General features: G+C 48.6%; 14 protein-coding genes. 12 read left to right on the top strand and 2 right to left on the bottom strand.

Annotated elements, in window-relative coordinates; all coding sequences use genetic code 11:
- Nucleotides 1–142 precede the first annotated feature (142 nt).
- Nucleotides 143–622 carry a hypothetical protein gene (locus P3X63_RS20375; protein ID WP_026589069.1) on the top strand — a complete coding sequence of 160 codons (480 nt, stop codon included), beginning with the start codon at nucleotides 143–145 and terminating at the stop codon, nucleotides 620–622.
- A gap of 49 nt (nucleotides 623–671) precedes the next feature.
- Here P3X63_RS20375 and P3X63_RS20370 read toward each other — a convergent pair whose 3' ends face one another.
- Nucleotides 672–1055 (bottom strand): GRAM domain-containing protein, encoded by a 384-nt coding sequence (locus P3X63_RS20370; protein ID WP_256860293.1) that lies wholly within the window; start codon nucleotides 1053–1055, stop codon nucleotides 672–674.
- Nucleotides 1056–1208: 153 nt separating this feature from the next.
- On the opposite strand from P3X63_RS20370, the gene P3X63_RS20365 reads away from it, so the two are divergent.
- Together P3X63_RS20365 and P3X63_RS20360 are read left to right on the top strand one after the other, a co-directional pair.
- Complete coding sequence (locus P3X63_RS20365; RefSeq protein WP_026589067.1) at nucleotides 1209–1610, top strand: Rrf2 family transcriptional regulator; 402 nt, start codon at nucleotides 1209–1211, stop codon at nucleotides 1608–1610.
- Nucleotides 1611–1679: 69 nt separating this feature from the next.
- Nucleotides 1680–2321, top strand: coding sequence for an NAD(P)-dependent oxidoreductase (locus tag P3X63_RS20360; protein WP_026589066.1), 642 nt, complete (start codon nucleotides 1680–1682; stop codon nucleotides 2319–2321).
- 30 nt (nucleotides 2322–2351) lie between these two features.
- Here P3X63_RS20360 and P3X63_RS20355 read toward each other — a convergent pair whose 3' ends face one another.
- Nucleotides 2352–2732: a DUF5362 family protein gene (locus P3X63_RS20355; protein WP_026589065.1), complete on the bottom strand. Its 381-nt coding sequence runs from the start codon at nucleotides 2730–2732 to the stop codon at nucleotides 2352–2354.
- Nucleotides 2733–3052: 320 nt separating this feature from the next.
- Here P3X63_RS20355 and btr point away from each other — a divergent pair, with 320 nt between their 5' ends.
- The 9 genes from btr (at nucleotide 3053) to P3X63_RS20310 (ending at nucleotide 13397) form a co-directional block, all read left to right on the top strand.
- Nucleotides 3053–4648, top strand: coding sequence for a bacillibactin transport transcriptional regulator Btr (gene btr / locus P3X63_RS20350; protein WP_026589064.1), 1596 nt, complete (start codon nucleotides 3053–3055; stop codon nucleotides 4646–4648).
- A gap of 91 nt (nucleotides 4649–4739) precedes the next feature.
- On the top strand, nucleotides 4740–5693 hold the full coding sequence (locus P3X63_RS20345; protein ID WP_277691791.1) for an ABC transporter substrate-binding protein: 954 nt from the start codon (nucleotides 4740–4742) through the stop codon (nucleotides 5691–5693).
- A 21-nt stretch (nucleotides 5694–5714) separates the two neighbouring features.
- Nucleotides 5715–6722 carry a FecCD family ABC transporter permease gene (locus P3X63_RS20340; protein WP_277691789.1) on the top strand — a complete coding sequence of 336 codons (1008 nt, stop codon included), beginning with the start codon at nucleotides 5715–5717 and terminating at the stop codon, nucleotides 6720–6722.
- Nucleotides 6715–7734 (top strand): FecCD family ABC transporter permease, encoded by a 1020-nt coding sequence (locus tag P3X63_RS20335; protein WP_026589061.1) that lies wholly within the window; start codon nucleotides 6715–6717, stop codon nucleotides 7732–7734. The genes P3X63_RS20340 and P3X63_RS20335 overlap by 8 nt, the downstream gene beginning before the upstream one ends.
- Nucleotides 7735–7770: 36 nt before the next feature.
- Nucleotides 7771–8619, top strand: a complete 849-nt coding sequence (locus P3X63_RS20330; RefSeq protein WP_026589060.1) for an alpha/beta hydrolase — start codon at nucleotides 7771–7773, stop codon at nucleotides 8617–8619.
- A gap of 186 nt (nucleotides 8620–8805) precedes the next feature.
- Nucleotides 8806–9585 (top strand): 2,3-dihydro-2,3-dihydroxybenzoate dehydrogenase, encoded by a 780-nt coding sequence (locus P3X63_RS20325; RefSeq protein ID WP_035428669.1) that lies wholly within the window; start codon nucleotides 8806–8808, stop codon nucleotides 9583–9585.
- A 25-nt stretch (nucleotides 9586–9610) separates the two neighbouring features.
- The gene (dhbC, locus tag P3X63_RS20320; protein WP_026589058.1) at nucleotides 9611–10810 is read left to right on the top strand and encodes an isochorismate synthase DhbC; all 1200 of its coding nucleotides are present in this window, start codon (nucleotides 9611–9613) and stop codon (nucleotides 10808–10810) included.
- Nucleotides 10811–10826: 16 nt separating this feature from the next.
- Nucleotides 10827–12446, top strand: a complete 1620-nt coding sequence (locus tag P3X63_RS20315; protein WP_026589057.1) for a (2,3-dihydroxybenzoyl)adenylate synthase — start codon at nucleotides 10827–10829, stop codon at nucleotides 12444–12446.
- A gap of 24 nt (nucleotides 12447–12470) precedes the next feature.
- The gene (locus P3X63_RS20310; protein WP_277692953.1) at nucleotides 12471–13397 is read left to right on the top strand and encodes an isochorismatase family protein; all 927 of its coding nucleotides are present in this window, start codon (nucleotides 12471–12473) and stop codon (nucleotides 13395–13397) included.
- The last annotated feature ends 2 nt before the right edge of the window (nucleotides 13398–13399 follow it).

Raw genomic sequence — 13399 nt, 5'->3', positions numbered from 1 at the left:
AAAAGCTTGTAGAAAAACATGGGTTTCTCTACAAGCTGGGAAGCAAACAATGTTTGCTTCCTTTTCTGTGTGTATCCCGAGGTTTAAAAAAAGAAGCGGGAGGAAAAGTTTAAAAAACATTTGCAGAAGAAAGGGTGGTTTGATGTTTGGATTTCGCGATATCATCACATTCTTTTGGTCTTTTTTGCTCGTCTTTCCCGCTGTCTCTGTCCTTCACGCCCTTGGCCACAGTTTTATGGTGCTGATTTTTGGAGGCAAGCCTGATCTGGAGGTCGGGATGGGAAAGAAGCTGATCAAGATAGGGGTGATTCAGATCAGGAGCATTTATTTTATGGATTCATTTTGCAATTACAGTGATTTAAAATATGATAACCGGTATACACATGCGCTGATTTATGCGGGAGGGGCCATATTTAATTTGGCGTCTATCTTTATTGTGAATTCGCTGATCATACATGATATTTTGGCAGAAAGTATTTTTCTCTATCAGTTTGTTTATTTTTCAACCTATTACTTAGTGTTTGCTCTGATTCCTGTGAGATATTCAGAAAATCATCTTTCAGACGGCATGGCGATTTATCAAGTGCTGAAGTATGGGGAAAAGTATGAAACCAACCATTAGCGTTGTCCAGATGGAAGCGGAAAGTCGGGGAGGAAAGCCCCCGACGGCTTTAAACGTGCATGATATGTTGGGGAAGCCGGTCCAACTTTTGTACGGCTTTGATAAACGTGTCTAAATGATCACACCCGTTAAAATATTGAAAAGCTTCCCGTTCTCCGGCGTTCATCACCACAATATGCTCTCCGCGTGTCACAAGCCCTTTCTCACGGCGGAAAGATGAAATCGCATCATAGCGGATGTCAAGGAAAAATGGCGACCCAAACAGGGAAGAGTAAAACAGCAGCCGTTTGTCCGTCGCCGCAAGAATGCCTCTGTAAGGCGAGGCATGAGCGTACATTTTCGCATTATAAGTGCAAAGAATGGATGCCTTCACTTCTTCATCCGGTTCAAGCCGGCTTTGGATGGCCGCTTTTCCTTCCTGGATATCTTTCATTGGAAAACACTCCCTTCTAGTATAGGTACGAATGGTGAGACGAATAGGTTTCAAAAGAAAATAACTGTTTATTCTAGAAAAAAGAAAGTATAAGATAGGAGTTGACAAAAAATATACCTGTAACTATAATTATTACATCGGTGGTGAAATCATATGGTAAACACCCGTCTTTCAGTGGCCATTCATATTTTGTCCTTGATCGCAGCGAATCCGCGGGAATCTTCAGAAATGATCGCAGCCAGCGTCAATACAAATCCGGTTGTGATCAGGCGCATGATCAGTCAGCTGAAAAAAGCTGATATTCTTTCGTCGCGGCCCGGAGTAGCCGGAGCAAGCTTGAAAAGAGATCCCGCAGAAATTTCGCTCCTGGATATTTATCGGGCGGTTCAACCGCAGGAAGAGCTATTTGCGATTCATGAAAAACCGAATCCAAACTGCCCGGTCGGCAAGCAAATTCAAGCAACGCTTGACCAAACATTTCACAGCGTCCAGCAGGCGATGGAGAATGAATTGGCGAGCAAGTCTCTTAAAGACGTATTAACTCATCTCTTTTAAACAAGAGATGATTTTTCACCGCTTACATGTAACAAAATAAGTTACAAAAGAAAAATGGAGGTATTTATCATGAAAATCGGTATTATCGGAGCAAGCGGCAAAGCGGGCAGCCTGATTTTAAAAGAAGCGGCGGAAAGGGGACATGACGTGACGGCAATTGTCAGAAACGCATCCAAGATCGCACAAAGCGGAGCAGCCGTCATTGAAAAAGACGTTTTTGCTCTGACACCTGACGATATCAGAGACCTTGATGTTGTCGTCAACGCATTTGGAGCGGCCCCGGGGCAGGAGCATCTACATGTTGAAGCGGGAAGAAAGCTGATCGAACTGTTTCAGCACGTTCCTGAAACGAGATTAATCGTCGTTGGAGGAGCGGGCAGCCTTTATGTCGATGAAGAAAAAACAACCCGGCTTTATGAGACGCCTGACTTCCCTAAAGAATACTGGCCAACGGCAAAAAATCAAGGTCAAAATCTTGAGGATTTAAAAGAAGCGAACGGGTTGAAATGGACATTCATCAGTCCGGCGGCCTTCTTCAATCCGGAAGGAAAACGGACGGGGGCATACAAAAAAGGCCGGGAAAACTTGATTGTCAACACCGCCGGCGAAAGCTATGTCAGTTATGCAGACTACGCCATTGCAGTTGTCGATGAAGCTGAAAAAGGCGAACATATCAATGAACGTTTCACTGTTGTCGGTGAAGCGGAATAATAAAACGGCCTGACTAAAGGCCGTTTTATCTTATAGCTGTGTCCTGAAGTGAAGCTCAGTCATGACCCCCATCACCACAAGAATCAGAAAAGCGAAAATGATCAATAGAATGATTACAATGGCTGCGATGAGGTGGAACAACTGCCACTTCAGAAACTTAGCGTAGTGCTCCAAAAAAGCTTCGCTCATTTCCGCCGCCGGTTTTTCCCTTATTTTCGCAGCGGCGTCCGCGGATTTAAACAAAAAGGTTCCCGAAACAATTAACAAAATTCCGGGGACTGAGCCGATGACATATAAAGGCAGGCCGAATAATGCAAAAAGGCCGCCGGCGATGATCATCAAGACGCCCGTCGGTTTTCCCCACTTAGCGATTGTCTGAAGATATTTTTTCATGACTTCCGAAATTTCCAATATGCTGGTTCACACCTTTCAAAAATGGATGATGAATACATTTCTTTTATACACGAGTGAAAAGATGATTGGAATGATAAATATAAATTTTTAAATATATTTTAAAGAACGCCAATGGTCTGCATATGTTATTCCACAAAAAAAAAGATTGTGTTATAGTAAATCGTAAGAAGCAAATTCAGCTATATTTGACTGTGAAAATGCACCTCGCAAACTGGTATTTTGTAGGCTTGTCCGCAACCAATTTACCATATTTTGTTCAGGGGGGCTTTTTTATTTTCAGGATGATATTTGATTGGTTTTTAGAAAGGCGGTTTTCCATGAAATCCTCGTATATCTATCGTCTCGTCCAAATCGAACATATCAAAAAAACCGGCGACCTTCCAAATGAACAGCAGCTTGCTGATTCTTTCGTCTTTATATTTCTTTTAAAGGGAGAAGGAAGAATCGACATTCAAACGGCGGGAAGTCCGCTTCACAAAGAAACGCTTTATATTTGCCCGCCTTATGAAACGTTCGGGATTACGGCTTCATCGGATGAAATCAGTATGTATCTCATCAGGCTGCAGGCGTATGTTTGTGACGAACAGCGGCAAACACTGGTGGCGGACACGAATCCCGACGTCTTTTCCGATCTGCAGATGATGAATGTTCATCCGGTCGGAAATCTTGCTTCCCGTCTTCAGGAACTTCACGCTTTATGGTCGGCCTCTTCGGGGCTTCAGGAGATGAAGTGCCAGGCTGAACTGCAGCTTCTTCTATACGACATCTACTCTGCAAAACTGGTTCATCCCGCAGATACGGCATCAGCAATCGCCAAAACAAAGGAATATATTCAAGCCCATTCAGATGCTCACATCACCCTCGACCAGCTGGCGCAAATGGCCGGAATCAGCGCGAAGCATTACAGCGAAACATTCAAAAAGCTGTACGGGCAAAGCGTGACCGAGTTCATCACGGAAATGAGGATGACCAAAGCGAAACAGCTGATGGCCAAATCCAGTTACAAACTGAGGGAAATTGCAGGTCAAACAGGCTACCAGGATGAATTTTATTTCAGCCGCACATTTAAAAAGCACACCGGTTTATCGCCGACGGTTTACATGAAAAAAAGGCGCAGGAAATTGGCCGCTTACGGACAGAACACGATCGGACAGCTCATTCCGCTCCATCTCATACCTTATGCCGCCCCGCTGCACCCGAAGTGGACATCCTATTATTATAAGCATTATGCCGCGGATATTCCGGTGCATCTCAGCGCATACCGCTACCATGAACCATGGGAGGAAAACTTGAGCACATTGTGCGAGGCCGCCCCGGAGCTGATCATCAGCATGGACAGCGTCTCAAAAGAAGAACGTGAGCAGCTGGATCAGATAACCGATGTCATCTATCTCCCCTCAGAGGAAGACTGGAGGACACATTTCATGCTGACGGCTTCACATCTGAATGAAGAAGCGGAAGCCCGCAAATGGCTGGCGTCCTATGAGCGGCAGACGGAAACGGTGAAAAAGCAGCTTGATCCGCGATGCGGGGGACAGACCTTTTTGTTTTTACGGCTTCATAAGCAGGATATTTACCTCGCTCATAACCGCTCAGTCAGTGATGTGTTCTTTGGCGACTTGGGCTTTCAGCCGGCAGTTTCATTGAAGGAGCCGACAGACCGGGTGATTTCTCTGGAAACGATTGCGGCCTGTCAGCCTGATTTCATCATGATCTTTCTTTTCAAGGAGCCGGAAACACTGGCATTTTACCAGCAGATGCAGCAGTCGGCTCAGTGGCAGGACTTGAAGGCTGTGCGCCAGCAGCAGGTCTATCAAGTAAAATCTGATCCTTGGCGTGAATATTCCGCCTGCAGCCATGGCCGGATTGTTCGCCAGGCTGCCAGCCTGTTGTCCGGAAAAAATTCATTTTAATTGCCGGATATTGTCCATGGTGTTATCGAGAAGGCTTTCCTATAATTTTAATTGATAATAGTTATCAATTAAATCAGGGGGTCTTTAGTAAATGAAAAAAATTTCGTTTTTTATATTGATTCTGCTTTTCGCTTTTGCTGCGGCAGGATGCGGGAACAGCAAAGAAAAGGCGAGCGGTGATGCAAAGAGCTCCGAATCAGCTGAGAAAAGCATCCAATACCTCGATCATACATATAAGGTGAAAGTCCCGGCTGACAAAATCGTCATTACGGGAAGTGTGGAATCGATGGAAGACGCCAAGCTGCTCGATGTTCATCCGGCCGGTGCGATTTCCTTCTCAGGGAAATTCCCGGAGCTGTTTAAAAGCATCACGGATCAAGCAACTGCCATCGGTGAAAAAACCGAACCGAATCTGGAAAAAATCCTTGAGCTGAAGCCGAATGTTATCCTCGCTTCAACAAAGTTTCCCGAAAAAGTGGTGAAAAAGCTTGATAACATCGCTACGACGATTCCTGTGACACACGTTTCATCCAACTGGAAAGACAATTTAAACCTATTGGCTGAACTGACCGGGAAAGAGGATGAAGCAAAACAGATCATTTCAGATTATGAGAAAGACCTAAAAGAAACAAAAACCGAATTTGAGAAAACCGTAAAGGATAAAAAAGTTGTCGTTGTTCGCATCAGACAAGGAAACGTATTTATCTATCCGGAAAACATGTTTTTCAACTCCACCTTATACGGTGAGCTCGGATTCACGGCTCCGGACGAAGTAAAGGCAGCCAAAGCCCAGGAACTGATTTCACTTGAAAAACTAAGCGAGATGAATCCGGATTATATGTTTGTTCAATTTTCCGATGATGAAAACGCGGATAAGCCGAATGCGCTGAAAGATCTGGAGAAAAATCCAATTTGGAAAAGTATCACGGCAGTTAAAGAAGACCATGTATTTGTCAATGCCGTAGATCCGCTCGCACAGGGAGGAACAGCGTGGAGCAAAGTACAATTTTTAAAAGCTGCATCAGAGAAATTGTCGCAAAACTAATATAGAAAAGGTTTTTCAATTATGGATTCTTCAAAGCGAATGACGCGCATCATTATGGTCGCAGCTCCGTTTGCCGCGGTACTGGCTGTTTTTCTGTCGATATGCTGCGGCGCAAAGCAGCTTCAGCCGGAAGTGATTTTTTCGGCACTTCTGCATTTTGACCCGAACAATACAGATCATCAGATCATCTGGCATTCCCGCCTGCCCCGTGCCGCCGGCGCCCTCCTGATCGGAGCGGCGCTGGCCGTATCCGGGGCGCTGATGCAGGGGATCACCCGGAACTATCTGGCTTCTCCTTCGATTATGGGGGTTTCCGATGGTTCAGCCTTCATGATCACGCTCTTGATGGTGTTGATTCCGCAATCATCGTCTCTGGAAATGATGGGATATTCATTTATCGGCTCCGCTGTCGGGGCGGGGCTTGTCTTCGGCCTGGCCGCGGTGATTCCGAACGGTTTTATGCCCGTTCAGCTTGCCATTATCGGTACGGTCACAAGCATGCTGTTGAGCAGTGTGTCAGCGGCGATGTCGATATATTTTCAAATATCCCAGGATATCAGTTTTTGGTACAGTGCAAGGCTGCATCAAATGAGTCCTGATCTTTTGAAATATGCGGTGCCTTTTTTGACGTTCGGCATCATCCTGGCTCTTTTTCTCGGCAGGAAAGTGACGGCTTTATCATTGGGGGACGATATATCCGAAAGCCTTGGACAGCAGAAGAGGGCCGTCAAGCTGGCTGCGATGGCTGCGGTTGTGGTTCTGACGGGAAGTTCCGTCGCCTTGGCCGGGAAAATCGCCTTCGTCGGCCTCGTCGTACCGCACATTACCCGTTTTCTCGTCGGTTCGGACTACAGTCGTCTCATTCCTTGTTCCTGCATCATCGGCGGAATCTTTTTGACAATGGCCGATATTGCCAGCAGGCTGATCAATTACCCATTTGAGACACCGATTGAAGTTGTCACCTCCATTATCGGCGTTCCTTTCTTCCTTTATTTGATTAAGCGAAAAGGAGGGGAGCAGCGTGCCTAAAAAAGTAGCGGCCATCTATGCCGTTTTCATTGTCCTGATTCTTGCGGTTTGTTATTTCAGCATCACAATAGGGGCGTTTTCCGTCCATCCCGTGGAGCTGTTATCGACACTTTTTCAAATCAATCCGAATGAGCAATACAGCATCCTGCTGTTTGACTTAAGGCTTCCGCGGATTGTGACGGCTGCTCTTGTCGGCCTTGGCCTCGGGATTGCCGGGTCCGTGATTCAAGCGATGACCAGAAATGGACTTGCTGACCCAGGCATCATGGGGATAAACGCCGGGGCCGGCGCGGCCATTGTCGGCTATATGCTGCTGTTTCAAGGCCAGACGGAAGCATCTAGCCTTCTGACCGCTATGGGAATGCCGTTGTTCGGCTTGATCGGCGGGATTTTGGCGGCGGTTTTCATTTTTATCTTTGCCTGGCACGGCGGAAATTTGGACTCGGGCCGGATCATTCTTGTCGGGATAGCCATCAATTCAGGTTTCAGCGCTGTCTCGCTGTACCTGTCATTGAAGATGAATCCCAATGATCATGAAATGGCGATGGTTTGGAAAAACGGCAGCATCTGGTCGGCGAACTGGACGTATATACAAGCCGCACTGCCATGGCTTCTGCTGTTGATTCCGTTTCTGATCGCAAAGAGCAACCTTCTCGATACGATTCGGTTTCATGAAGATACCGTTAAAAGCCTTGGCGTATCTGCGAACTTTGAAAAAATCGTGCTGCTTATTGCTTGTGTCGGAATTATTAGCGCGTGTGTGGCGATATCGGGCAGCATGGGTTTTGTCGGTTTAATTGCCCCGCATATTGCCCGGAGGCTGGCGGGGGTTCTGCACCGTCATTCATTGCTGTTAAGCGGACTCGTCGGCATGTTTCTCGTGCTGTGCGCCGATTTTGCCGGCAAATTGCTGTTCCAGCCGTCAGAGGTTCCTGCGGGGATTATTCTCGCCATTTTCGGTGTGCCTTATTTCTTATACTTGCTGTTTAAACAGAAAAAGACGGTTCATTAACTGTCTCTTTTCTCATAGAGGGGGAGGGGAAACCTTTTGGTCCAAGAGAAACATGATCAGACCGGCAAAGCTGCGCCGGTGACGATCCCCGGTACAGAGCAGCGTCTGATGCAGTCAATAGACGGGAAACGCACCTACCGGATTTTGATCGCTAAACCGGTTGGAGAAGCGCCTCCCGAGGGGTTTCCGGTCATCTATCTGCTTGATGCCAATTCAGTGTTCGGAACGATGGTCGAGGCGGTGCGGGTTCAAGCCCGCCGTCCCGACAAAACCGGGGTTGTGCCGGCGGTTATCGTCGGTATCGGCTATGAGACGGATGCTCCATTTGATCCGGGCCGCTATTATGATTTTACGCTGCCGGTTTCAGTGAGAGATCTGCCTCAAAGGCCTGATGGAAAGGGGTGGCCTGAGCCGGGCGGAGCCGAAGCTTTTTTGACGTTCATTGAAGAACGGGTCAAGCCTATGATCGAACACGATTTTTCCGTTGATCGGAAGAGGCAGGCGATTTTCGGCCATTCCCTTGGCGGTCTTTTTGTCCTGCAAGTTCTGTATAAAAAGCCCGATTTATTTCAGACATACATTGCCGGCAGTCCGTCCATTCATTGGAATCCGTCTTTTTTTGACGAAGATTGTGATTTTGTTTCCCGATTGGAAAAGACCGGTGTCAACGTCAATGTCCTGCTTGGAGCGGGAGAACTCGAAAAGACGCATAAAAGCGGGATGAATGACAATGCGGAACGGCTGGCTTCGCGTTTATCGGCCTTTGAAAGCCACGGGGTTCATGCGGAGTTTCATGAATTTGCGGGAGAAGGCCACATATCGGTTTTGCCGGTTCTGATCAATAGAGCATTGCGGTTTGCGTTAAGCCCTGAGGGACAGGGCTGATGCGCAAACCCGGGCGCAGAAGCTGCGCCCGGGTTTTCATCATAAGAAGAATAGACAGATTGAGAAATATACCATAGCAGCCTGCGGAAAAGGATTTGACCGTTAGCATTTACTGGTATATTATATTTTTAAACGATAATGATTATCATTATCATTTATTGCTATGATTCGGATTTCAGAAAGGGAATGATAAGTGTGAAAGGCAAGGTTGCTTTAGTCACCGGGGCTTCCCAGGGAATTGGCGAAGCGGTGGTCCGGACGCTTGCAGAACTAGGAGTCATTGTAGCGGCAGCAGATCAAAATGGGGAAGGGCTTCATGAGCTTGTGAAAGATCTGGAGAGAAAAGGTTTTCATTCTGCCGGTTTTGTCGTTGATGTGGGTGACAGCGCCGCCGTTCAACAGCTTGTGGACAAGGTGGAGCGTGATCTTGGCCCGATCGACATGCTGGTCAATGTGGCGGGAATCTTGAGAACCGGCTTGATCGCATCATTTCGTGATGAAGATTGGGAGAAGACGTTTCATGTCAATGCCACCGGCGTTTTTAACGTCTCCCGTTCAGTTGCCGGCCGTATGATTCCGCGCCGAAACGGTTCAATTGTGACCGTCGGTTCCAATGCAGCGGCTGTACCGAGAATACAGATGTCCGCGTATGCGGCATCCAAGGCGGCGGCTTTAATGTTTACGAAGTGTCTCGCGCTTGAGCTTGCCGAGTACAATATCCGCTGCAATATCGTTTCACCAGGATCGACGGATACGCCGATGCAAAGGGCGCTTTGGCCGGATGAGGACGCCGCTCAGGACGTCATTGCCGGATCGCTTCAAACATTTAAGACAGGGATTCCGCTCGGGAAGTTAGCTTATCCTTCGGATATTGCAAATGCCGTAGTTTTCTTGCTGTCTGACCGGGCTAGCCACATAACGATGCATGATTTGCGTGTTGATGGGGGAGCCACTCTGGGGGCCTGACCTGAAATTAAAGGAGGTTTTGATAATGATGGAACGTGATATTGTCTCTGAAGCGCCTGCTGAAGAGCTTTTAAAGGAATATCGGACAGGGAATTCATTCTTTTTTTCTTCTCCTGAGCGAACCATCCTTGCAGAAGGCGTGTTTGCCGCAGTTTCTGAAGCGGAGGGCTTGAACCAAATGGAAAATCTGGCTCAGCGGGCTGCGGCGCTTCTCAAACAAGCCAAACAGGCGGGACAAAGCCGCCCGCTCTTAGTCGGAGCTGTCCCTTTTGATGAAACAAAGCCTGTGCGGCTTACCGTGCCGGAGGCGGTCCGGTTTGCGGGACCGCTCAGATTTGCCGGAGATGAGCCTGAGTCTGCTGCATTGGCTTATGATTACAAGATTCAGTCTGTTCCTGAACCGGAGGAATATATGAGTGGAGTGAAGCGCGGATTAGCGGGCATAGCCGCAGGCGATTTCAGCAAAATCGTCCTTTCCCGGTCCTTGCATTTGGCATCACCGGAAAAAATCGATATCGAAGATTTGCTGTCAAGTCTTACCCGGCATAATTCCAGCGGATATACCTTTGCCGTCGATGTGTCCACACAGAATACAGAAACACCTAAAACATTGATTGGAGCCAGTCCGGAGCTGCTTGTCACAAAATCCGGCCTTCGTGTTTCTGCCAATCCTCTGGCGGGTTCGAGGCCCCGGAGCAGTGATCCGCGTGAAGATCAAAGGCGGGCAGCCGAATTGCTTTCTTCTGCAAAGGACCGGCATGAACATGCGGTTGTAGCAGAAGCGGTCGCTTCGGGGCTCAGACCGTTCTGCAAAACGCTGAATGTTCCAGAGGAGCCGTCTCTCATCACCACAGAAACGATGTGGCATCTGTCTACAGAAATAACGGGAGAGCTCAGAGACGATTCGATTTCATCGTTGACGCTAGCAGCGGCTCTTCAGCCAACACCGGCGGTCTGCGGCACACCGACAGAGGCAGCGAGAAAGGCCATTCAAGAGATTGAGCCTTTCGAACGGGGCTTTTTCACCGGGATGGTCGGCTGGTGTGATGCCGAAGGAGACGGAGAATGGGTGGTGACGATCCGCTGTGCCGAGGCGGAGGAACGCTCGCTTCGCCTGTTTGCCGGGGCCGGAATTGTCGCCGGGTCAAAGCCGGAAGACGAACTGGCCGAGACATCAGCAAAGTTTCGCACAATGCTTCGTGCAATGGGAATGAACAGTGAATGACAGGGGGAGATCAAATATGCTCAAGGGATGCCCGACATGGCCGAAAGAATTTGCAGAAAAGTACCGGAAGGAGGGGTGCTGGCGGGGCGAAACATTTGGCGGGATGCTGAGGGAGCGGGCTGACAAGCATGGCAGCCGAATCGCCATTACATGTGGTGATTCCCATCTGAGCTATAAAGAGTTGGATGAGAGAGCTGACCTTTTAGCTGCTGGTTTTTTAAAGCTTGGCATTCAAAAGGAAGACCGCGTCGTCGTACAGCTGCCGAATACACCCGAATTTTTTGAGGTTTGTTTTGCCCTCTTTCGAATCGGAGCGCTGCCCGTGTTTGCCCTTCCTTCACACCGTCAAAGTGAGATTACGTATTTTTGCGAGTTTTCAGAAGCGGCCGCATATATCATTCCGGACATTTACTCAGGATTTGACTACCGCAAGCTGGCGAGACAGGTTTCCGATAAGCTTCCCGGACTCAGCCGTGTCATTGTCGCCGGTGATGCGGAAGAATTTCAGGCGCTCAGCGATCTTTATGCAGCTCCCGCCGATCTTCCGGAGGTAAGCCCTGGCGATGTCGCTTTTCTGCAATTGTCAGGGGGAAGTACGGGGCTGTCAAAGCTGATTCCCCGAACACATGATGATTATATTTACAGTCTGAGAATCAGCGCCGATATCTGCCGGCTTGATCAAAAGAGCGTGTATCTAGCCGTGCTCCCGATGGCCCATAACTACCCGCTGAGCTCGCCGGGTGTGCTTGGAACATTATATGCGGGAGGCCGGGTCGTTTTGGCTCAAGGGCCAAGCCCTGATGAAGCCTTTCCATTGATTGAAAAGGAATGCGTCACAATAACCGCGCTTGTTCCGCCGCTGGCTTTGATCTGGCTGGAAGCCGCTTCGGCGCGCCGCCACGACTTCACAAGTCTTCAGGTCCTTCAAGTCGGCGGGGCGAAATTCAGCGCCGAAGCAGCAGGCCGTGTAAAGCCGGTGTTCGGCTGCACATTGCAGCAGGTCTATGGCATGGCAGAAGGTCTGGTCAACTATACCAGACTGGATGATCCGGACGACATCATAATCCATACACAAGGCCGGCCGATGTCGCCGTTTGATGAGATTAAGATCGTTGATGAAAACGGACGCGAAGTCGAGCCGGGGCAGACAGGAGAGCTGCTGACAAGAGGGCCGTATACGATTCGCGGCTATTACAAAGCTGAAGAACACAATGCCAAAGCTTTTACCGCCGCTGGCTTTTACCGGACGGGCGACCTGGTCAAAGTCAATTCATCAGGTTATCTGATTGTTGAAGGGCGTTCCAAAGACCAGATCAACAGAGGCGGAGAAAAGGTCGCGGCGGAAGAGGTGGAAAATCATCTTCTTGCCCATCCAGGTGTGCTTGACGCAGCGGTGGTCTCCATGCCTGATGAGTTTCTTGGGGAAAGGACGTGCGCCTACATCATTCCGCGCAGCACTCCTCCTCTTCCGGCAGAGCTTAAAGCCTTCCTGAGAGAGCGCGGCCTTGCCGCATATAAAATACCTGACCGGGTGGAAATGGTAGAGGCATTTCCACAGACGGGAGTAGGAAAAGTCAGCAAAAAAGCATTGCGCGCGGCCATTGCTGAAAAAATGATGCCAAAAGCGCGAAAATGATCAAAAAGAGAGGATGTGATGTTGATGGCCATTCCTGCCATCTTACCGTACACAATGCCAAAAGCGTCAGATTTGCCGAAGAACAAGGTGTCATGGACACCTGATCCGAAGCGCGCCGCACTTCTTATTCATGACATGCAGCAATATTTTATCGATGCTTACAATTTAGGCGAATCTCCGATGACAGAGCTTTTCGGACATATTAAAATGCTGAAGGATATATGTATTGAGCTTGGGATACCGGTCATTTACACGGCCCAGCCTGGCGGACAAACACCGGAAGAGCGGGGGCTTCTCCAAGACTTTTGGGGTCCGGGAATCGGTCCGGGGCCTGACAAGCAGAAAATCGTTGACGAGCTTGAACCGAATGAGGCCGACATCGTCTTGACGAAGTGGAGATACAACGCCTTTAGAAAAACCGATCTCTTAGGCATCCTGCAAGAGCATGGCCGCGATCAGCTGATCATCACAGGGGTTTACGCACATATCGGCTGTTTAATGACAGCGTGTGACGCCTTTATGCAAGACATTGAAACATTTTTTGTAGGCGATGCTGTCGCAGATTTTTCTTTAAAACATCATGAAATGGCTATCTCTTATGCAGCCGACCGCTGCGCTGTCGCCATCACCACGGAACATCTATTGAACGAGCTGAAAAGCGGGCAGGGTGCTGCAAACGGCAAACAAACCGGGGAGATGCTGACAAAGCAAAAGATCCGCGAACAAATCGCTGCGCTTCTTTATGAATCACCAGATGATATCACGGACAATGAGAATTTGATTTTCAGAGGGCTTGATTCGGTTAGAATGATGAGCCTTGCTGAACGCTGGCGGAGCAATGGTGCAGAGGTGACATTTGTTGAGCTTGCCGAGGAGCCGACGATTGAAAACTGGTGGAGACTGCTGTCTTCCTCTAAAGAAGCACCACTGCCAAATGCAGACTATCAATGAAG

Origin of the sequence: Bacillus sp. HSf4, from assembly GCF_029537375.1 — a bacterium.
GTDB lineage: Bacteria > Bacillota > Bacilli > Bacillales > Bacillaceae > Bacillus > Bacillus sonorensis_A.
This window is presented reverse-complemented; position numbering and strand designations above follow the sequence as displayed.

Bases quoted from the DNA above. Each gene is read 5' to 3' on its own strand.
- btr (WP_026589064.1), top strand. From the start codon at position 3,053: ATGAAATCCTCGTATATCTATCGTCTCGTCCAAATCGAACATATCAAA.
- P3X63_RS20345 (WP_277691791.1), top strand. From the start codon at position 4,740: ATGAAAAAAATTTCGTTTTTTATATTGATTCTGCTTTTCGCTTTTGCT.
- P3X63_RS20360 (WP_026589066.1), top strand. From the start codon at position 1,680: ATGAAAATCGGTATTATCGGAGCAAGCGGCAAAGCGGGCAGCCTGATT.
- P3X63_RS20310 (WP_277692953.1), top strand. From the start codon at position 12,471: ATGGCCATTCCTGCCATCTTACCGTACACAATGCCAAAAGCGTCAGAT.
- P3X63_RS20325 (WP_035428669.1), top strand. From the start codon at position 8,806: ATGATAAGTGTGAAAGGCAAGGTTGCTTTAGTCACCGGGGCTTCCCAG.
- dhbC (WP_026589058.1), top strand. From the start codon at position 9,611: ATGATGGAACGTGATATTGTCTCTGAAGCGCCTGCTGAAGAGCTTTTA.
- P3X63_RS20315 (WP_026589057.1), top strand. From the start codon at position 10,827: ATGCTCAAGGGATGCCCGACATGGCCGAAAGAATTTGCAGAAAAGTAC.
- P3X63_RS20370 (WP_256860293.1), bottom strand. From the start codon at position 1,055: ATGAAAGATATCCAGGAAGGAAAAGCGGCCATCCAAAGCCGGCTTGAA.
- P3X63_RS20375 (WP_026589069.1), top strand. From the start codon at position 143: ATGTTTGGATTTCGCGATATCATCACATTCTTTTGGTCTTTTTTGCTC.
- P3X63_RS20340 (WP_277691789.1), top strand. From the start codon at position 5,715: ATGGATTCTTCAAAGCGAATGACGCGCATCATTATGGTCGCAGCTCCG.
- P3X63_RS20365 (WP_026589067.1), top strand. From the start codon at position 1,209: ATGGTAAACACCCGTCTTTCAGTGGCCATTCATATTTTGTCCTTGATC.